Here is a 20,698-nt window from a genome sequence, read left to right on the forward strand (position 1 = left end):
TATACCGAGAGCAAGAATGAAACACTTCCAAATCCGCAAGATCCTGTTCGCGGTGCTGGCCTGCGCCGGCTTCGCGACGGCATCGGCGCAGAACGCCCCGGCCGCGGCGCCCGCGCCGTCGACGCTGAACGTCGCCGTCGGCGGCGTCATCTCCCCGGGAAGCTGCACCCCGACCTCCGGCGCGATCTCCTTCGACATGAAGAAGATCAACCCCGCTTCGCTCAAGGAAAAGGTCGAGACCCCCTTGGCACCTATCGTTCAGCAGCTGTCCATCAAGTGCGACGGCGGCGATGCCGCGGTCGCCCTGTCCGTTGCCGGCACGGTCAAGGCACCGACGCCTTCGGACACCGCACTCGACCACAAGGCCACTGGCATCCAGGCTGAAGCCAAGAAGGGCTATATCTATGACCTGGTGGACGCGGCGACTTCGACCACGCGCATCGGACGCTACGTGTTCCAGTTCCGCAACTTCCAGTACACCACCGCCGCAGCCAACGGCAAGCAGGCCAGAGCGCTGGTCGTGACCAGCAGCGACCGGGCCGCATGGGCCAGTGCCGCGGACACCGCCGCGAATGCCGCGCAACTGAAGTCGGACGGCACGACGTTCGTGACCTTCGCAGATCCCGCCACGCCCACCGTGCCGGTCTCGGCATCCCTGTTCAACGGCGACATCGTGATCGGCGCCGCCATCCAGCCGAAGTCCGAACTGACGATCAACAACGATTTGACGTTCCGCGGCGAGACCACCATCACGCTCAGCTACCTGTGATCCACGTGCCAGCCGGCGCGCACGCCGCGCCGGCTGGCCGATGGCCAAAACACGATGAAACTCCGATATCTCCTGGCCTGCGCCTTCGCGGCCCTGCCTCTGGTCGCCCTGGCACAGAGCACTCCCCTGAACGTCGCCGTACAGGGTTCGATAAGGCCCGGGGCGTGCACCTTCCAGATTTCCGACCAGGGCACCTTCAACTACGGCAAGGTGAAGCTGAAGGATCTGAACAAGGATACCTACACGCAGTTGCCCGTCATCGACCGAGAGCTCCGGATTTCCTGCGAGTCATTGACCAAAGTCGCGCTGACCGTCAGTGACAGCAATCCCGGCCTGGTGGCGTTCAAGGAAGACATGGTGTTCTTCGGCGGGCGTGGCAAGAGCTGGTCGCCCGCCCGGCAATATGGTCTGCGCAATGACGCAGGACGCAGCATCGGCTCCTGGGCGCTGCAGTTGGTGCCAGGCTTCAAGGTGGACCAGCAGGATACGCAGTCCATTTACAGCGGCGACGGCGGCAAGTCCTGGAATCCCTCTGTCGGTAACTTCTTCCATGACGACGGCAGCCTCGAAACCTGGAGCATGCCGGGGCCGCGCGAACCCGCCTTCGGCCGTGAGTTCGTGGGTACCGTACGCATCCAGGTGGCCCTGGACCGCAGCGCACAACTGGGCGTGGCGACCGAGGTGCCGTTCACCGGCGGCGCGGTCATGACGCTCGTCTATCTCTAGCGGCCGCTGCCGCCTCGCGCCGGGAGCTCCGGCTGATCATGAAGCCTTACCTGCCTTCCCTTTGCGCCCTGCTGGGCGCCCTGCTCAGCGCGGCGAGCCTTGCCGCGCCGCCCGCGCCGCAGGCCAACAGTTGCCGCATCCAATTGGGTGGCGGCCCCACAGTGGACTACGGCAAGATCAAGCGCAGCCTGTTGCGCGCCGCCGAAGCCGCGCCGCTGCCCGCGCAGCAACGCAGCGTCACGGTGATCTGTGAACAACCGGCAACGCTCGCACTGCGCCAGTCCGGCGTCGACGGCTCGGCCAGCACGGCGGCCGGCGGCAGGCTGGGCCTGGCGGGCGAAACGAGCCACGGCATCGGCCTGGCATCCGGCAAACCGCTGGGCGCGTTCGCGCTGCGCTGGCGCCGCGACGCCGCCAGCATCGACGGCGTGCCGGCGCGCCTGATCGTCTCGTCCGATGGCGGCGCCACTTGGCGCGAGCTGGAATCAGATGCGGTCATCGGCGCCGCCGACCTGATCGCCTGGGCGCGCGGCGAGCAACGCCGCCCGGCCAGCGGCCGCACGCTGACGGCAGGCGTGCGAATCGAAACGGCCATCGCGCCGACCTCCACGTTGTACCTGGGCCGCGAGGTCCAGCTCGACGGCTCGATAAGCCTGTCAGCCGTTTTCCCGTAGGCCTTCTCCGGATGGCCATTTCCCGCAGGCCGAGCCCGGCCGGCGTCAATACGTCTTCTGCTTGCTGATATGAAACCCTTCCTGACTTGCATTCCCCTGGCCTTCGCCCTGCTGGCCAACCCCGCCGGTGCGGCCGGCGTCGTACCCGAAAGCTCGGTCCTCATCGTCGACGAAGCCACCGGCGAGGGCACCATGGTCGTGCAGAACACCGACGCCGCGGCGGTACTGCTCTACACCACCATCGAGAACATCGCCGAGGACCCCGAAGAGATGGTGGTCGTCACACCCCCGATGGCACGGCTGGAAGCCGGCCAGTCACAACTGGTGCGCTTCATGCTGACCAAGAAGGGGCCGCTGGCCACGCAACGATTCAAGCGCGTGGCCTTCGAAGGCATCCCGTTCGCGCGTGGCGCCGACAACCAGGTGCAGACCACCTTTCGCCAGAACATCCCCATGATCATCCAGCCCCGCGCGCTGGAAAAGCTGAAGGACCCATGGACGCGCCTGTCCAGCAGCGTGGACGGCGACAAGCTGCGCCTGTGCAATGACAGCGGTTATGTCGTGCGCCTGGCCCAGCAGGCGCGGCTGGACAGCGCCAACGTCAATCTGCCGTTGCCCAAGACCTACCTGTTGCCGGGTGAGCGCTTCGAGCTGCCGCTGGCCGGCAAGCGGGCGGCCACCGCCGGTACCGTGACGATCTGGCCCGCCACCGTCTACGGCTACGCCGCGGGCAGCTATGCCATCCCCCTGTCCAATGGCTGCAGCCAGACTCCCGCGAAATGAACCCGCTGGCGTACGCGGCTGCGGGCGTGGCGGCCTGCATCGGCATGACCGTCCCGGGCGCCGCGTTCGCGCAGCAGTTTGATCCCCAGACCCTGAAGCGCCTGGGCATCTCGCCCGAAGCCGCGGCCTACTTCAGCAAAGCGGCGCGTTTCCTGCCGGGTATGGCCCGTGTGCGCCTGAATGTCAATGGCATCGACCGGGGCACCATGGACGTGCGCTTCAACGACGAAGGCACGCTGTGCTTCACGCCCGAGCTTCTGCGGCACATCGGCCTGAAGGTGCCGGACGGCACGTCGGAGGAAGGCTGCCAGGATTATCGCAAGGCCTATCCGGAAACCGATATCACCCAACTGCCGAACCAGTCGCAGGTCGACATCGTCACGCCGCTGGCCGCCCGCGCCCCTGCCGAGGAGGCAATCCAGGGTCAATATGTTTCGGGCGGCACCGCCGCGATGATCAACTACAACCTGAGCGGCTCGCGCAGCGGCACCGGGGATTCGGGCTACCAGTATTTGCGCGCATACAGTGAGACGGGCCTGAACGTGGCCGACTGGATCCTGCGCAGCCGCCAGGACTATTACTCGCAAGGAGGCCGATCGACCTTCACCCAGGGGGATACGTATGCCCAGCACGCCGTGCCGAGCCTGCGCGCCACCTTCCAGGCAGGCCAGATCTCACCCGCGGGCTCGCTGTTCGCGGTCGGCACACTGCGCGGCGTGCAGCTTTTTCCCGAATATGCGTTGCGGCAGACGCAGGCGTCGGGCGTCGCCTTCAGCGGCATCGCCAGCGGTCCGAGCCGGGTGGAAGTGCGCCAGATGGGAACGCTGATCCTGATGACGCAGGTTCCTGCCGGCGCCTACACGATCAGCGATGTACCCATCATCAGCGGCAATTCCGACCTCGACGTGCAGGTGATTTCCACCAGCGGCGAGCGGCAGCAGTTCATCGTCCCGGCGGCATCATTCGGTGCGGTGCGCAACACGACGGCCCAGGGGCTGTCGATCGCGGTGGGCCGCTACCAGGCTTATCGCGGCAGCGACAGCCAGACGCCGCTGGTAGCCACCGCCAGCAATGGCTGGAACCTGGGGCGCCACGCCAGCGTCAACGCGGGCGTGCTGGCATCGCCGTCGTACCGCGCGCTGGCCGCGACGCTTACCGCCTCGCCCGGCGAGGCCATCAATGGCTCGATCGGCATCCGTGCCTCCAGCGCGATGGCGCAGGGGCAGAAGCTCCAGGGGCAGCAGATCACGTCGACCCTGTCGATCTCGCCATGGGAAAGGCTGTCCACCAATTTTTCGGCGACCTGGCAGACGCAGGGGTACCGCGACCTGGCGCAAGTACTGCAACGCACGGATGACCCGCGCGCCGGGGCCAGGGCGAGCCAGACCTATACCGCCGGAGCCTCCTGGTTCAATGCCACGTTGGGCTCGCTGTCGGCCACCTATACGGCAAGCCGCCTGAGCGGCCTGGATGCCACCCGCCGGCGCGCCACGGTGTCGTGGAACCGCAATTTCGGGCGCACTTCGGTGACGCTGTCGGCGGCGAAAGACCTCAGCGCCGACACGCGTGCGCGCTCGGACAATCAGTATTTCCTGACCCTCAGTTTCCCGCTGGGCAGCGCCAGCGCCGGCGTGTATGTCAGCAAGGCGGGCGATAGCAGCGCCCTTGGCGCGAGCTATTCGGACACGGTCAGCCCGCAATTCAGCTACAACCTGAGTTCCAGCGTGGCCAATCCGGGTCATGCCGTGAACTCGTCCGTGGCCATTGACGCGCTACCGCGTTATACCCACCTGAACCTGTCGGCCAACCGCGATGCACAGGGCAGCCTGTCCACGAACTGGGGAGTGCAGGGTTCCGTGGTGGCGGCTGGCGGCGCGGTGGCGTTTTCGCCATACGACGTGGGCGACACATTGGGCATCGCCAAGGTCGGCGACCTGGGCGGCGTGCAAATCCAGACGCCCGCGGGTCCGGCCTGGACGGATGCCTGGGGCCATGCCGTGATCCCAGGCCTGCCCGCCTACAGCGAAAGCTCGGTCGAGATCAACACCGCCAGCCTGCCGCGCAACGCCAACCTGCCCAACGGCATCCAGTCGGTGAAGCCGGCGCGCGGGTCGGTGCAGGTGGTTGACTTCAACTTGCGCCAGGTCCAGCGCTATCTGTTGTCGGCGGTGTCCGAAGCCGACCGGCAGCCGTTGGCCGAACGGCTGCCGGTAATGGACGGACGCGGCAACCTGGTCACGCTGGTCGGCCGGCAGGGCCAGATCTTCCTGGATGACGCTTATGCCGCGCCTCTGCAAGTCGCGCTGAAGGAAGGCGGCCGGTGTTTTCTGGAATTCCAGCCTACGGGCAAGCCGGATCCGGATCGTCCCTACCAGGACGCGCCGGCGGTATGCCGCAAGGCAGCGCCCGCGGCGGCGGCGCGTCCGCATCCACCTTGAAACGCCGCACCTGCTGCGCCAGGTGACCGGCCTGCTCGCGCATGCTGGCGGCCGCGGCGGCGGCCTGTTCCACCAGGGCGGCGTTCTGCTGCGTGACGCCGTCCATCTGCGCGATCGCCACGTTCACCTGGTCGATGCCGGTCGACTGCTCGGCCGAGGCGCTGGCGATTTCGCGCACCAGCGTTGCCGCGCGGCGCACGCTCTGGACCACGTCGCGCATGGTGCGCCCGGCCTCGTCGGCCTGGCGCGATCCATCCTCGACGCGGCTGACGGATTCGTTGATCAGGGCATTGATTTCCTTGGCGGCCAGCGCCGAGCGCTGCGCCAGGGTGCGGACCTCTCCCGCCACCACGGCGAAGCCGCGGCCCTGCTCGCCGGCCCGGGCCGCCTCGACCGCGGCGTTGAGCGCCAGGATGTTGGTCTGGAACGCGATGCCATCGATCACGTTGGTGATATCCACGATGCGGCGCGAGCTGTCGGAAATCGCGCCCATGGTCTGCACCACGCCATCGACCACTTCGCCGCCGCGCGCCGCCACGGCCGAGGCCTGGCTGACCAGTTGCTCGGCCTGGCCGGCGTTACCGGCATTCTGGCGCACCGTGCCGGTGAGTTCCTCCATGGAGGCCGCGGTTTCCTCCAGCGACGCCGCCTGTTCCTCCGTGCGCTGGGACAGGTCGGCGTTGCCTTGCGCGATCTGCGATGAGGCCGCGGCGATTCCCTCGCTGCCGCCGCGCACTTCGCGCACGATACCGGTCAGGCTGGCGTTCATGGCCTTGAGCGCGGCCATCAGGTCGCCGGTCTCGTCGCGCGTGGCCACCTGGATGTCGCCGGTCAGGTCGCCGGCCGCCACCCGGCGCGCCGCGTTCACGGCCTGGCCCAGCGGCCCCACGATGCCGCGCGTCATCACGGCGCCCAGCAGGATGCCTAGCACCACCCCAGCCACCGACAGCAGGATCATGACGTCCCGCATGCGCTCGTACAGATCGGAGCCCTCGCGCACCGACCGCGCGGTGGAGGCCTCTTTTTGCAGGGCCAGCTTGCTCATGACGCGGTCCAGTTGCTCGGACGACGCGATCACGTGTCGTTCGATCTCGGCCGCGCGCGGGTCTTTCTGCACCGGCGGCAACGCGGCGGCGGCGGTGAAGAAGGCGTCGGCGTCGCGTTTCCACGTCTCTTCCATTTCCTTGAAGCGGTCCAGCATCTGGCGCCCCTCGTCCGTCTGGTAGTAGGCCTGCGCGCGGTCACGCAGCTTGTCCATGTTGCGCACGGCGTTGTCGAACTGCGCGCGCGCGGCCTGGCGTTCGCGTTCGCTGGAGGCGGCCAGGTAGCTGTTGCGGGCGCGGCCCGCATAGATGAAATGGATGTTGGCTTCCTTCATGTCGGACAGGCCGCGCAGCTCGACTTCGTAAAGCCGCGTGTTCATGTCGTTGATGCTGGCCAGCCCCCAGACGCCAACGGCGCCAATGGCCCCGCCGATCATCGCCACGATCAAGAATGCGCCCGAGAGCCGGGCGCGGATGCGCAATCCAGTAAATAGCCGAAACATGCTTGCTTCCTATGCGGCCCCGGCCGGATGGCGCGATGGCGCCTGTTGTTGTCGCGGGGCCTGATTGATCCGGACGGGCATGGTAGGGCGACGAGAAGATGAGGGAAAACCCCAGGAATAGCGGGTTTTGCTCACTGTTCACGACGCTGGTTCAAGCAATGGCTTAAGCCCGGCATAAATCCCGCTAATAGGCCAGCGGTTCCTGGCGGAAGGGGTGGATGTCCGGCAGTCCGAGAACACGCTCGCGCGGTGCCCTTGTGGCCTCGGCTAATGCGGGGTTAATGCGCGCCGCCAAACATGGCGTGTCGCAAAAACCAAACTTGGCTTGACGGCGACGCCCCCCTTTCAAGCGCCCCTTGCCCGGGGCCAGCACAAATACGGAAACCGCCGCATCATGCGCACACATCGATCCCTGCCGATCGCATCCAGACTCGCCCTGTCCATCCTGACCCTGTCCATCCTGGCGGCTTGCGGAGGCGGCGGGGGAAGCCATGGAGACACGGGGGGCAGCCTGCCTGGCACGGGAAGTGGCGGCGGTGGCGGTCCTGGCGGCGCCGGGACGGTCGCGCCTCCGGTCCAGTCCGCCGATCCCGTCACGCCGCCTGATCCGGCCAAACCGGCCGATCCCGTCACGCCTCCCGGCCCCGTCAAGCCCGCCGATCCCGTCACGCCCCCCGACCCCGCCAAACCGGCCGATCCCCTCACGCCTCCCGGCCCCGTCAAGCCCGCCGATCCCGTCACGCCCCCCGACCCCGCCAAACCGGCCGATCCCGTCACCCCCCCCGATCCCGCCACACCGGCCGATCCCGTCGCGCCCCCCGATCCGCCCCAGCCAGCCCCTGTCGTCCCCATCAGCGACACCGGCATCCCCGGCTGGCGGCCGACCTCGCCCGTGCCCGCCCCGCCCGACGCGGCGGCCTTCGAGGGCGCGGGCGTCAACGTCGGTGTGATCGACAACGGCTTCGACGCCGATCCGGCCACGGACCACCACAAGCTCTCGGTTGCGGGCGCGCTGCGCGAGGTCCTCGCCCCCGATGCCGCCGAGCCCGTCGACAAGGACGGCAAGATCGCCACCCATGGCGCCATCGTCAGCCGCATCATTGGCGGCAAGGTCGTGGCCGGCGACGACTTCGGCAAGGGCGTGGCCACGGGCGTCAACCTGTACCAGGCAAACCAGCGGGCCACCTTTTCGAACCTGAGCCTGCGCGGCGTGCTGTCAGCCCTGAACGCGCGCGGGGTCAAGATCGTCAACAATTCCTGGTCCTTCGTTCCCGGCCCCGAGTACGCCCTGCCCGACGGCGACGAAACCAAGCCCGATTCGCCGACGGTCAAGGCCTTCTTCCCTGCGCTCGACGAAGCCGTGAACAGCAACGGCCAGCTGCTGGTCTGGGCCAACGGCAACGAAGCGCAACCCAATCCCTATCTGCTGGCCGCCGCGCCTCGTGTCGTGCCGACGCTGGAACGCGGCTGGCTGACGGTCACGCAGGTGCTTGCCGACGGCGATCTCGCGCCCTGGTCCAACGCCTGCGGTATCGCCGCGAAGTGGTGCATCAGCGCGCGGTCGCCGGACGACGACAAATTGACGGGCACCTCGTTCGCCGCGCCCGTGGTCGCCGCCACGGCGGCGCTGGTATCGCAAGCCTATCCCTGGATGGACAACAGCGCATTGCGCCAGACCCTGCTGTCGACCGCCGACGACCTGGGCGACCGTACCCGCTTCGGCTGGGGCCGGTTGAACATGGCGCGCGCGGTGCGCGGCCCCGCCCTGTTCGACACGCGCCTGACACTGGGCGGGGATTTCGTGGCGGACTTCGACGGCATGCGCTCGGAGTTCTTCAACGACATCGGCGGCGACGCCGGCCTGACCAAGGCAGGCACCGGCGCCCTGGTCCTGTGGGGCCAGAACCGCTATACCGGCACCACGACCATCACCCGCGGCACGGTCGAACTGTACGGCAGCGTGGCCGGGGACATCTCGATCCAGGCCGATGGCGTCCTGAGCGCCGACGGCGGCGTGGCGGGACGCTCGGTGCACAACCGCGGCACGCTGGTGGCCAAGGGCAACGGCCTGCACATCCAGGGCAGCTACTTCGCGTTTCGCCCCGAGGCCAGGCTGGCGACCCAGCTTGGCACGACCCTGACGGTCGATGGCCTGGCCTCGCCGGGCAATTCCGCGCTGGAAATCACCAAGCCCGACGACGCCTATGTGGTCAAGTCGCGCGAGACGGTTCTCAAGGCCTTCGCGGTGGTCGGCCGCTTCGGCACGGTCAGCGCCGGACCGAGCCTGCTGTACACGGTCAGCCCCGACTACTCGACCGCCGACCAGATCGACCTGGACGTGGCGCGCAGCAACGTCGCTACCGTGGCGCATGACTTGTACGGCGGCCAGGCCGGCAGGCTGGGCGCCGCGCAGGCGATCGAGACCGCCTTCGAGGCAGCCGACGCCAAGGTCCTGGGCGCAGACAGCAACGTCAGCGACGCCTTCATCCAGCGCGCGGCGCGGCTGCAGAGCGTCGACAGCGCCGCGCAACTGGCGGCGGCGCTCGACAGCGTCAGCGGGCAGATCCATGCCTCGTCGCAGGCGCTCGGCTTCCAGCAGTCACAGGCCGTGAACCGCGCGCTGTCGAACCGCGTCGACCAGCTGGCGCTCGCAGGCGCGCGCAGCGGCGTGTGGATGCAGATGATGGGCGGCGCCGGCAAGTTGAAGCAGTCCGGTTTCGCCGGCGCGGATACGCGCCTGTATGGCGGCCAGCTGGGCGTTGACCATCGCGTCACGGACGACGGCATTCTCGGTCTTTCCCTGACGTGGTCCGACGCCAAGGCCGATTTCGACCATTATGGCGGCCAGTCCAGGAGCCAGGGAACCGGGCTGTCGCTGTATGGCCGCTACGGGGCCGAGACCGGCCCGTACGTATCGGCGCGCGCCGGCCACGAATGGCGCCATGCGGACGTCAAGCGCGACATCCTGGCCGGCGGCGCCGAACGCGTCGCCAGCGGCCGTAACGACCGCGTCACCGCCCTTTACGCCGAGATCGGCCACGCCTTCGCGTTCGACAGCGGCCGCGTGACGCCTTTCGTCGGCGTGTCCTACGACCATCTGGCGCGCGGCGCGATCGACGAAGATGGCAGCGCCTTCGCCCTGCAGGCTCGAAAGAAGTCGTACGACCAGGGGGCCGGCCAGTTGGGCCTGCGATTGCAATCCTCGCCGCTCGACTGGGCCGGGGGCAGCACCACCCTTAGCGCCTATGGCGCGTATCGCTACGGCAACCCGACCCGCCTGGACTTCACGGCCGCCTTCGCCGGCGCTCCGGACGCGAGCTTCGAGGTCCAGGGCATCGGCCTGCCGCGCCATACCGGCTGGCTGGGCCTGGGCGCCAGCTCGCAGCTGGCGGATGACGTCTCGTGGTACGCCAGCTACGACGCGCAGTTCGGCCCCGGAGGGCTGACCAACAACGTGTTCGCGGCGGGGCTGCGGTACCGCTTCCAGTGACGGCCCGCGGGCCTCATGCGTCGCGAAGCGCAGGCCGTCGCCGCACCGACAAGCCCGAAAAGTGCGAAACTTGGCGGAACGGGGCCGGACCGGCAATGGCGCGGCCGGCCTGGCCCCTCAGCCCCGGGGGAAACCAGGACCACCATGACAACGAACTACACGGCGACCTTCATCACGGCGTCCCCCGACAGCACCGCCACGGCCGGCACGATGCCGGCCAAGGCCAACTCCATCGCCCAGCTCCAGCACGCCTTGCTGACGCGGCACCCGTACCACTACACCAGCGATGATCTGCTGTTCGAGGTATACGCCATTCGCAACGGCATCGCGCCCCGGGACCGCAAGCCGGCACGCGAAGCGTTTTTCGCCAGGCCACAGGCCTGCCTGCGCGCCTCGCCCCTGGTCAAGCAATTCGGCTGGGGCATCCATCACGACGCCGAGTCGAAAGTGGCCATCCATGGCGTCGACAGCGAGACATATCGCGAACTCATTGCGCGCGCGGACCTGAAGATCGTGGCGGGGATGCGCAGTCGCCGGGCGTGACGGCGCGGGCCGGCGCCACGGGCTGCGCCAGGGCCCGATCGCCGCGCTCCGACGCCGGCGGCCGCGGCGCCCACACGCTGTCGCGCTCGCCATGGCGGATACGCCGCGCGCTGGCTTTCGCCATCCAGGCCAGGCCCAGCGCAAGCGCCAGCGCCGTGGCGTCCACGGCCAATGCCGGCGGCGTGGTGTGCGCCCATAGTCCGCTGGCGGGCAGCAGCCAGCCCGCCAGCGAGGTGGCCGGAATCGCCAGCGTCAGCGCCGCGGCGGTCCACAGCAGTTGCACGCCCGCCCTGGCGCCGCCGCGCGCAAAGGCCCAGGCCACGCTGGCGAAGAACGCCGCGTAGTACACGCCCCGCAGCCAGGCGTCGAGATCGTCGACGCGGCCATTCAATCCTTTGGCGGCGACGATCATCAACGAAATGCCGCACAGGCTGCCCAGGCATACGCCCACGGTGGCCGAGGCCATCAGCCGCGTATCCAGCCTCTGCCGCGGCATCGCGCCGGTCCTGCGGTCGGCGCGCTTGCGACGCGTTTCGATCCACAGCAGGTTGCCGCTGTAGAACAGCCACGCGCCCGCCAGGCCCAGGAAGAAGTACAGCCACTGCACCGTCACGCCACCGAAGGACGCCATGTGCAGCGCGAAGAAGCTGCTGACCCAGAGATTGGCGGTGCTCTGCCCGCCCGGCAGGTAGTCGCTGTTCAGCACCTTGCCGGTGTAGGGGTCGAGCGCCACGAAGCCGCCGCGCGCGCGCGGCGACACCGCCCTGTCGTCCTTGCCCCACACCCGCACGATGGCGCGCGGACCGGTGACCTGCTGGTACTGCAGCGTGTCCGGCTCGAAGCCCGGCGCCAGCTCGCGCGCCCGGGCCGCCAGCGCCTGCGGCGCCAGCATGGCCGCCGGGTCGCGCCGGATGGCCGGGTCCGGCGCGCCGGCGCCAGGCCGCTGGAACACCGCCTCCAGCTTGCCCTCGTACATGAACTTGTCCTGCAGGTCGTAGATGCCATCGTGGAACGCGAACACCACCGAACTGAGCGCCATGACCAGGTGGAACGGCAACGAGACAATGCCCACCACATTGTGCGCATCGAGCCACATGCGCTTGAGGTTCCTGCCGGTGCGCAGGGCAAAGAAATCCTTGACCAGCGACGGCAGCAGCACAATGACGCCGGAAACCAGCGCCACCGCGTACAGCGAGGCGATGATTCCCATGAACCAGCGATTGGGATCGCTGTCGAGCGGCAGCCCGACCACGCGATGCAGCACGTCGATGAATGCCGCCAGCCCGCTGGGCGCGGACTGCTGCACCTGCAATTTCCCGTCCGCGTCCAGGAAGGCGATGTAGTGGCGCAGCGGCGATTCGTCATGGTCGTCGGCGCCCGGATCGCGCACCTCCCAGCCCAGGCGCGCCGGCTCTTGCTCGCCGTCGCGCAGGTGCATGGTGAATCCCCTGGCCACGTCCGGGCGCGCCGCCAGCGTCCTGGCGATGAGATCCTGCGCGTCCTGCACCGGCGCGCGCGGCACGGCCGAGGGCGGCGTGGCCCAGCGCGACAGCGGCTCCTTGAATACCGTCAATGCGCCGGCATAGAAGGCGATGAAGAGCGCCATGCCCGCCAGGATGCCGGTCCAGGTGTGGACGGATTTGTAGATGCGTATGTAGTCGGCTTTCATGATGGTGCCCGCCCTCAGAGCGCGCCGGCCAGGAACAACGCGCCATACAGCACGGCGCACGCGCCCCCCAGCCAGGCCCAGGCCCGCGGGCCGCTGCGGAAGAAATAGACCGTGCTCAGCACGCCCAGCCAGACGGGCGGCACCAGCCACATGGCGAGCTGCGAGCGCGTCACAAGGGGAATCCCGCGCGTCATCGCCGCCAGCGCCGCGCTGGCGCCGAGCGCCAGAACGAAGCCGAGCAGCGCGCCCGCCAGGGTCTTGGAAATCCAGTCGCGCCGGATCGGCGCGGGCTTAGCGGGCGTCATGCCTATCGCTCCGGCGCGAGGCCGCCAGCGCGCCAAGGTACGGGATGAGGCTGAAGAACAGCATCAAGGCGGTACAGAACACGAACACCGCCGCGACGATCGAGAACGCGCGCAGACAGCCCCAGGCGCCCAGCGCCAAGCCCACGCTCCCGGCGGCGCGGGCCGCCAGCGGGGGCCAGGGCGCGCGGCGCCAGCGCTGATTGGGCGACCCGAGATAGATGCCAAGGCAGCCCAGGAACAAGGCGATCAGGCTGGGAAGAATCAGGGATTGCATAGTCGTCCTTGCATGCGGCGCATGCGGTGGGGCGCCGCGCCCTGCCCATGGCCCGCGGCGGGAGCGGCGCGCCATGGTCAGAAGCTGATGCTGGCGGATGCGGTGACGGTGCGCGCCGGACCCAGCGTGGCGATCGGCGTGGTGTCGCTGAAACTGCCGGCGTAATAGTGCTTGTCGAACACGTTGTTGACGTTCAAACGCAGCACCACGTCCTTGCCATTGACCAGCATGGCGTAGCGGGCGCCCAGGTCGAGCTGGCCCCAACCCGGGATCTTCAGCTTGTTGGCGGCATCGGCGTACTGGCTCGAGGTCGCCTGCACGCGCGCGCTGAGGGTCAGGCCGGCAATCCAGGGGGTATCCCATTCCAGTCCGGTATTGGCCTGCCAGCGCGGCGCGCCGACCGCGGTGTTGCCGTCATAGCGGCCGAACGAGGTCTTGGTCTGCTTGCCCTGGGAATAGGTCACCCCGCCCAGCACGCGCACGCCGCGCGCCAGTTCGCCGAAGGTGTTCCATTCGACCCCGCGCACGCGCTTTTCGCCGCCATCGGCGTAGGTCGGCCTGGCCGTGGTGCCTTCGGTGACCAGCATGGGCTTGTCGATCTGGAACAGTGCCAGCGTATTGGTGAACGTGCCGGCGTTCCACTTCACGCCCACCTCTTTCTGCTCGGTCTTGTAGGGCGCGAAGACCTGGCCGAAGTTGGTGGCGGTGGTGTCGGTGACGCTGTCGCCCTTGCTCAGGCCCTGCACGTAGTTCGCATAGAAGGACAGATCCGGGCCCCAGGGCTTGACGACCAAGGCCACGGCGGGCGTCACGGCTTGCTTGTCGTAGCGCGACGTGGTGTTGCCGTTCTTGTCGAAGTTGGTCGTCTTCACGCGCTGATTGCGCAGGCCGCCGGTCAACCGCAGCCGGTCGTCGAGGAACGACATCGTGTCGACCAGCGCCAGGCTGGTCAAGGTGTTTTCCGCCGTCTTGGGCGCGCTGTCGGGCACACCCGGCATGACCGGAGTGATGGGGTCGTAGATGTTGGAGCGGAAGGTCGAGGCCGTGCCCGTGGCCGCCCCATCCTCGGTATCCAGGATGGAGGCCTGCAGCACCAGTTCATGGCCCACGGCGCCGGTCTTGAAGCGCGACCGCAGGCCCGCCTCGGCCGAGGTGGCGTCGGTGTAGGCCCGCTGGCCGATGATGGAGCCGGTGAAATTGCCATTGGCGTCGATCTGGCGCGCGTGCGTGCCGTTGATCAGGCCCGATTGGTGGCTGTCGCGCCGGCCGATGCCGCCGAACACCGAGACATTGTCGTTGAAGCGGTATTCGGCGCGGCCGACCACGGCGTTGCTCTGGATGCTGCCGTAGCCGGTGCTGAATTGATTGATGCGGGGATCGGGCGCCTTGGGCACCACGGAGCCGCCGAACCAGAACATGGCGGGCGTGCCGCCCTGGAACGACTCCTGGCTGTGGTAGGCGTCGATCGAGGCGCTCAGCGCGCTGCCGCGATAGTCCAGGCCCAGCGACAGGAATTCGCGCTTGCGCGACTGGCCGTCCAGCGTGGTGGCGCCGTCGCTGAAAGCGCCGTTGACGCGGGCCCCCCATTGGTTGGCGTCGCCGAAGCGCCTGCCGGCATCGATGGTGGTGCCCAGCTGGCCGTCTCCCTGCCAGTTCACCCCGAACGTCGCGTTGGGCGTATCGTCGGCGCGCTTGGGCACCAGATTGATCGTGCCGCCCACCGCGCCGCTGGGCGCCATGCCGCTGAACAGCGCATTCGGCCCCTTGAGCACTTCGACCCGCTCGACGAATTCCAGCGGCGTGCGGCCCATGGGCGCCAGGCCGTACATGCCGTTGATCGCGACATCGTTCTGGTTGACGTCGAACCCGCGGATGCGGAAATTCTCATACGCGTGCCCGCTCGACGTCGTGAAGCGCACCGACGCGTCGTTGGCCATGACGTCGGCCAGCGTGCGGGCCTGCTGGTTCTGGATCAGCTCGGCGGTGTAGCTGGTGACGTTGAAGGGCGTGTCCATCACGTCCTGGTTGCCCATCATGCCCAGCCTGGCGCCCTGCGCCACCTGGCCGCCGGCGTAGGGCGCGGGCAAGTCCTGGTCCTGCGCGGAATTGGCCGTGACCGTCACGGCCGGCAGGGTGGGCGCCGCGCTTTGCGCCAGCGCGCTGGAAAAAGGGAAAGCGAGCGCCAGCGCGAGTCGCGGCGCGTGCCGGGGAACGCGACGCGCCCGGGCCGATTTCATATTCTTGGTCAAGATTTACCGCCCCTATTTGCTAATAACAATACTTCTCATGCGCATTATATGTCGGACAAAATGAAGAGCAACCTGGTGAAAAATCAAGGAAATTTCAGAAAAATGTCAGAAATCGGTTGGCGAACCGGCGCCAGACGCCGGGCGGCCGCGGGTTGAACCGCCGTCCGTTCGGGACTAACCTGACCCTTTGCTATCGACAGCGGCCCGCGTGCCCTGGCCTGGCGACAGCCCGTGCTCGCGCCCGCCGCAAGGAGAGCAACATGCGGCAAACGGATCTGTCCGGACAGGTGGCCATCGTCACGGGCGCCACTTCCGGCATCGGCCGTGGCATCGCCCTGGAACTGGCGGCCACCGGCGCGCGCGTGGTGGTCAACGGCCGCATCGGCGAGCCGCGGGACGCGCCCTGACCCATGTCCAAGCCCATCGAGGACTATGGCGTGATCGGCAACCTGCTGTCGGCGGCGCTGGTCGCGCGCGACGGCTCCATCGACTGGCTGTGCCTGCCGCATTTCGATTCCCCCGCGTGTTTCGCCGCCCTGCTCGGCGACGACAGCCACGGCCGCTGGCTGCTAGCGCCGCGCCGGCCGGGCGAGGTCCGGCGCCGCTACCTGCCCGACACGGCCGTGCTGGAAACGCGCCACGAGACCGCCACCGGCGCGGTGCGTGTCTACGATTTCATGCCGCTCAGCGACGACGAAGAACGGGTCGACGTGGTGCGCATCGTCCAGGGTGAATCCGGCCACGTGGACATGCAGATGGAGCTGACGCTGCGCTTCAACTATGGGCAGGCGGTGCCGTGGGTGCGGCGGCGCGATTACGGGCTGAGCGCCATCGCCGGTCCGGACGCGGTGGAATTGCACACCGCCGTGCCGCTGGAAGGCCGCGACATGAAAAGCGTGGCCGCCTTCAGCGTGCGGCAGGGGCAGACCGTGCCTTTCACCCTGTCTTACCACCGCTCGCACAAGTCGCCGCATTTCGTGCCCGACCGCATGGAAAGCATGGACCGCACCATCGCCTGGTGGCACGAATGGGCCAAGCGCTGCCACTGGCCCGACGGCCCCGGCGCGCGCCGCGACGCGGTGGTGCGCTCGCTGATCACGCTGAAGCTGCTGACCTTCCAGCCCACCGGCGGCATCGTCGCCGCGCCCACCACGTCGCTGCCGGAGCAACTGGGCGGCAGCCGCAACTGGGACTATCGCCATTGCTGGCTGCGCGACTCCGCCCTGACCCTGTATGCGCTGCTCAACGCCGGCTACCGCGAAGAAGCCGAGGCCTGGCGCCAGTGGCTGCTGCGCGCCGCCGCCGGCCACCCCAACCAGCTGCAGATCATGTACGGCATTGCCGGCCAGCGCTGGCTGCCCGAGCACGACATCCCGTGGCTGCCCGGCTACGAAGGCAGCGCCCCCGCGCGCCTGGGCAATGGGGCGGCCGGGCAGATGCAGCTGGACGTCTACGGCGAACTGATCGAAACCCTGCACGCCGCGCGCGTGGCCGACCTGGCGCCGCTGGCCGAAGCCTGGCGCATGCAGAAGGTGCTGCTGCAGCCGCTCGAGGCGCTCTGGCGCGAACCGGACCACGGCATCTGGGAAATGCGCGGACCGCCGCGCGCGTTCACGCATTCGCGGCTGATGTGCTGGGTGGCGCTGGACCGCAGCGTCAAATCCAGCGAACGCTTCGGGCTGGAAGGCCCGGTGCAGCGCTGGCGCGCGCTGGCCGATGAAATCCGCGAGGACATCTGCACCGGCGGCTATGACGCCGGCCGCAACACCTTCGTGCAGTACTACGGCGGCACGGCGCTCGACGCCAGCCTGCTGCTGATCCCCCAGGTTGGATTCCTGCCGCCGGACGATCCGCGCATCGCCGGCACGGTGCGGGCCATCGAGCGCGAGCTGCTGCGCGATGGCCTGCTGCTGCGCTATTCGCCCGCGCTGAGCGACGATGGCCTGCCGGGCGACGAAGGCGTGTTCCTGGCGTGCAGCTTCTGGCTCGCGGACGCCTACATCATGCTGGGCCGGCTGGACGACGCCGAGCGCCTGTTCGACCGGCTGCTGTCGCTGCGCAATGACCTGGGTCTGCTGTCCGAGGAATACGACGTGGCGCGCCGGCGCCTGGTCGGCAACTTTCCACAGGGCTTCTCGCATATCGGCCTGGTGAACACAGCCTACAACCTCAGCGCCGCAGGCGGCACGGCACGCCAGCGCGCATCGCGCGACGCGCCACCGCACTGATCGCATCAATATCAGACTGATGGTAGGGTCCGGGGCACGCCTTGCGCGCATCAGCGCCCCTAGAATCCCGGAAGTATCGATTTCAAGGCACAACCTTGGGCCCGCGCCGCGCCGACCCATGTCGTCCGCGGCCGGAACCGGCCAGTGCAAACATGCGCATCCTCGTCGTTGAAGATCCCCCGGAATGGGCCGACACCATATCCCGGCACATTGCCGACCTGGGCCATGCCGTGCATACCTGCGGCGGCCTGCGTGACGCGCTCGACCATATCCGCCAGCGGCCGCCGGAGATACTGGTCACCGGCACGCCGCTGCCCGACGGCGACATGCTGGCGCACATTGCCGCCCTGCACCGCACCTTTCCCGCCATGGGCATCGTCGTGCTCGCCGCCAGCCCGCGCATCAACACGCAGCTGCAGGGCATGAGCGATGGCGTCGACCACTACCTGAACAAGCCGGTGCAGCTGCCCTTGCTGGCCGTCACGCTGAGCGCACTTGAACGCCGGCTGGTCACCTCATCGGCCGCGCCGTCCCGCGATGGCGCCTGGACCCTGGACGTGGAATCGCGCGAACTGCGGTCGAGCGACGGCGAACAGGTCGACCTGACCGCCAAGGAAGCCATCGTCCTGGCCTCGCTGATCCAGAGCCCGAAGTTTCCCATCAGCCACGAGCGCATGTCACAGATACTGGGCTACCCCGAGATCATCTTCGACAAGCATCGCATCGATGCCCTGCTCTACCGCGTGCGCAAGAAGCTCGGCACGATCCGCGGCACGCCCATGCAGATCCGCAACATCTACGCCGAAGGCTCGTTGCTGGTCGTGCGCGACATCACCGTCAGCATTGCGGCTCAGGCCTAGACCGTTTCCCCGGGCTTTGAGTATTGATGAGTTTTCGATACCGTACAGCTTCTACACTACGCAGGTCTTAAAACTTTCCCCAAGAGAGCTAAGACCCGAAGGCCCCACCCGCTTACCGGCGGGCGGGGCCTTCGTTTTTTTCGAGTGTTCCGCAAGCGCATTCATTAAGAGAGCAAAAGCTCATAAAAGATCATAAAGCCCCGTTTCCAGCGGCCAACTTCTAAAGAACAAATTGCCCAGCGCCGTAGTCATGGCAACGGACGAACCGCAGGCTGAGCCCCGGTTCATCACGTTTCCATCGGGCCGCCTCCGCGGCCCGAGCCAGTAGAGCCACTCTGTCTAGGAGCAAACACATGGCTGCAGTCATCAACACCAACTATCTGTCGCTGGTTGCGCAGAACAACCTGAACAAGTCCCAATCTGCATTGGGCACCGCCATCGAACGCCTGTCGTCGGGCCTGCGCATCAACAGCGCCAAGGATGATGCCGCGGGCATGGCGATTTCCAATCGCTTCACCTCGAACGTCCGAGGCCTGACCCAGGCTTCGCGCAACGCCAACGACGGCATTTCGCTGGCGCAGACGACGGAAGGCGCAGCCTCCGAAGTCACCACCCACCTGCAACGTGTTCGCGAACTGACGGTGCAAGCCGCCAACGGCAGCTACTCGCAAGAACAGCTCGACTCCATCCAGGACGAAATCAAGCAGCGCATGGCGGACATCGACCGCATCTCCGAGCAGACCGACTTCAACGGCGTGAAGGTCCTGTCGGCCAACGCCGCGCCGCTGACGCTGCAGGTCGGCGCCAATGATGGCGAAACCATCACCCTGAACCTTTCGGAAATCAGCGCCAAGACGCTCGGTCTGAACGGTTTCAACATCAACGGCAAGGGTGTCGTGGACAACGCAGTGGCCAAGGTCAACGACATGACGGGCCCGAACGTCGCCGGCGTGGCCGGCCAGCCCAACCAATACGACGTCACCACCAAGAACACCAGCGCGTCGACCACCGACGTGCTGAGCAAGCTGACCAACGGCAATACCGTTATTGTCCAAGGCGCGACGACGGCAGACGACGTCACCTACACGTACGACGCTGCGGCGGGTAATTTCACCTACAACAAGAACGACTCGGCCACCAACGTCGCCACGGCGATCACGAGCAAGATCGGCTCCACGCCGGCCACCGCCACGTACAAGAACAGTACGCAGGAAGTCAGCATCCAGATCGCCTCCGACGGCAAGATCACCAATGCCGCAGGCGCCGTGCTGTTCTGGGACACCAAGGGCAACCTGTCGGAAACCGACGCTGGCGGTACCTGGAACCAGGCCACCGTGACCACCATGACGACCTATATGGGCACGGCGACCACCGCCCCAGGTGCACAATTGAGCATCAACGGCACTACGTACAAGGTACCAGCAACGGGTACTGCCGGCATTCAGCACAACGCCACCGCCACAACCGAGGAGTTGGTCGGCGCCGTTGGGAAAATGGCCACGGGCAAAAACACAACCATCACCTTGGGCTCGGGCGTACTGAGCGCGACCATCACGGTAAATAACACGGGCCTCGTGCAAGCGGGCGGTACAAACCTGTACCTGGATTCCAATCAGGAACTGACGAAAACTTCCAAGATCGTCCAGCGCTTCGAATTCGACCAGCTCTCAAGCAAGATCCAAGCTATCACGGGCGGCGACACGTACACGACGGCTGGCACCACGGACACCGCCACCGGCGTGGATCCCAACGCTAACAGCCTCGGCAAGCAGTTGTTCATCAACAGCGCTGGGAAGATGACGTTCGAAACCACCAGCAAGGGCGACAAGACCGCCGATCCGCTCAAGACGCTGGACGCCGCCTTCAACGTGCTGAACAAGTTGACCGGTGAACTGGGCGCGGTGCAGAACCGTCTGGAATCGACCATCGCCAACCTGAACAACGTGATCAACAACCTGTCCGGCGCCCGCTCGCGCATCCTGGACGCCGACTACGCCACGGAAGTGTCGAACATGTCGCGCGCCCAGATCCTGCAACAGGCCGGCACGTCGGTCCTGGCGCAGGCCAACCAGGTGCCGCAGACGGTGCTGTCGCTGCTGCGTTGATCACGCAATAGCGCCTGGCCCACGCGGCCTCCGGTCATC

16 protein-coding genes are annotated in these 20,698 nt (G+C 67.5%); 11 read left to right on the forward strand and 5 right to left on the reverse strand.

Annotated features, from left to right (window positions below):
- The first annotated feature begins 16 nt into the window (after positions 1-16).
- The 5 genes from AT699_RS22325 to AT699_RS22345 all read left to right on the forward strand — a co-directional run bounded on the left by AT699_RS22325 (position 17) and on the right by AT699_RS22345 (position 5,390).
- The gene (locus AT699_RS22325; protein ID WP_024069904.1) at positions 17-769 is read left to right on the forward strand and encodes a hypothetical protein; all 753 of its coding nucleotides are present in this window, start codon (positions 17-19) and stop codon (positions 767-769) included.
- Between the two features lie 54 nt (positions 770-823).
- Positions 824-1,495: a DUF1120 domain-containing protein gene (locus AT699_RS22330; RefSeq protein WP_020928948.1), complete on the forward strand. Its 672-nt coding sequence runs from the start codon at positions 824-826 to the stop codon at positions 1,493-1,495.
- A gap of 38 nt (positions 1,496-1,533) precedes the next feature.
- On the forward strand, positions 1,534-2,169 hold the full coding sequence (locus tag AT699_RS22335) for a DUF1120 domain-containing protein (protein ID WP_020928949.1): 636 nt from the start codon (positions 1,534-1,536) through the stop codon (positions 2,167-2,169).
- A gap of 69 nt (positions 2,170-2,238) precedes the next feature.
- Positions 2,239-2,952: a fimbria/pilus chaperone family protein gene (locus AT699_RS22340; protein WP_024069905.1), complete on the forward strand. Its 714-nt coding sequence runs from the start codon at positions 2,239-2,241 to the stop codon at positions 2,950-2,952.
- On the forward strand, positions 2,949-5,390 hold the full coding sequence (locus AT699_RS22345) for a fimbria/pilus outer membrane usher protein (protein WP_058207457.1): 2,442 nt from the start codon (positions 2,949-2,951) through the stop codon (positions 5,388-5,390). The genes AT699_RS22340 and AT699_RS22345 overlap by 4 nt, the downstream gene beginning before the upstream one ends.
- Here AT699_RS22345 and AT699_RS31190 read toward each other — a convergent pair.
- Positions 5,293-6,936: a methyl-accepting chemotaxis protein gene (locus AT699_RS31190; RefSeq protein ID WP_024069906.1), complete on the reverse strand. Its 1,644-nt coding sequence runs from the start codon at positions 6,934-6,936 to the stop codon at positions 5,293-5,295. The genes AT699_RS22345 and AT699_RS31190 overlap by 98 nt on opposite strands.
- A gap of 394 nt (positions 6,937-7,330) precedes the next feature.
- Here AT699_RS31190 and AT699_RS22355 point away from each other — a divergent pair, with 394 nt between their 5' ends.
- On the forward strand, positions 7,331-10,426 hold the full coding sequence (locus AT699_RS22355; protein WP_267887597.1) for an autotransporter domain-containing protein: 3,096 nt from the start codon (positions 7,331-7,333) through the stop codon (positions 10,424-10,426).
- 144 nt (positions 10,427-10,570) lie between these two features.
- Positions 10,571-10,969, forward strand: coding sequence for a DUF6157 family protein (locus tag AT699_RS22360; RefSeq protein WP_054448805.1), 399 nt, complete (start codon positions 10,571-10,573; stop codon positions 10,967-10,969).
- Here the strand turns inward: AT699_RS22360 and AT699_RS22365 are convergent.
- The 4 genes from AT699_RS22365 to AT699_RS22380 form a co-directional block, all read right to left on the reverse strand.
- On the reverse strand, positions 10,914-12,638 hold the full coding sequence (locus AT699_RS22365) for a PepSY-associated TM helix domain-containing protein (protein ID WP_024069910.1): 1,725 nt from the start codon (positions 12,636-12,638) through the stop codon (positions 10,914-10,916). The two genes, AT699_RS22360 and AT699_RS22365, sit on opposite strands and share 56 nt — an antisense overlap.
- Before the next feature lie 14 nt (positions 12,639-12,652).
- Positions 12,653-12,943 (reverse strand): hypothetical protein, encoded by a 291-nt coding sequence (locus AT699_RS22370; protein WP_006387672.1) that lies wholly within the window; start codon positions 12,941-12,943, stop codon positions 12,653-12,655.
- A complete protein-coding gene (locus AT699_RS22375; RefSeq protein ID WP_020928954.1) occupies positions 12,930-13,217 on the reverse strand; it encodes a hypothetical protein in 288 nt (95 codons plus the stop codon). Before AT699_RS22375 ends, AT699_RS22370 begins: the two co-directional genes overlap by 14 nt.
- A gap of 77 nt (positions 13,218-13,294) precedes the next feature.
- Positions 13,295-15,466 carry a TonB-dependent receptor gene (locus AT699_RS22380; protein ID WP_024069911.1) on the reverse strand — a complete coding sequence of 724 codons (2,172 nt, stop codon included), beginning with the start codon at positions 15,464-15,466 and terminating at the stop codon, positions 13,295-13,297.
- 260 nt (positions 15,467-15,726) lie between these two features.
- Between AT699_RS22380 and AT699_RS31195 the strand changes: the two genes are divergently transcribed.
- From AT699_RS31195 to AT699_RS22395, 4 genes are all read left to right on the forward strand, one after another.
- A complete protein-coding gene (locus AT699_RS31195) occupies positions 15,727-15,873 on the forward strand; it encodes an SDR family NAD(P)-dependent oxidoreductase (protein WP_020928957.1) in 147 nt (48 codons plus the stop codon).
- A 3-nt stretch (positions 15,874-15,876) separates the two neighbouring features.
- Positions 15,877-17,694, forward strand: a complete 1,818-nt coding sequence (locus tag AT699_RS22385; RefSeq protein ID WP_024069913.1) for a glycoside hydrolase family 15 protein — start codon at positions 15,877-15,879, stop codon at positions 17,692-17,694.
- 152 nt (positions 17,695-17,846) lie between these two features.
- Positions 17,847-18,554 (forward strand): response regulator transcription factor, encoded by a 708-nt coding sequence (locus tag AT699_RS22390; protein ID WP_024069914.1) that lies wholly within the window; start codon positions 17,847-17,849, stop codon positions 18,552-18,554.
- A gap of 353 nt (positions 18,555-18,907) precedes the next feature.
- Positions 18,908-20,659: a flagellin N-terminal helical domain-containing protein gene (locus AT699_RS22395; RefSeq protein WP_024069915.1), complete on the forward strand. Its 1,752-nt coding sequence runs from the start codon at positions 18,908-18,910 to the stop codon at positions 20,657-20,659.
- The last annotated feature ends 39 nt before the right edge of the window (positions 20,660-20,698 follow it).

This window comes from Achromobacter xylosoxidans (assembly GCF_001457475.1).
GTDB classification, from domain to species: domain Bacteria; phylum Pseudomonadota; class Gammaproteobacteria; order Burkholderiales; family Burkholderiaceae_B; genus Achromobacter; species Achromobacter xylosoxidans.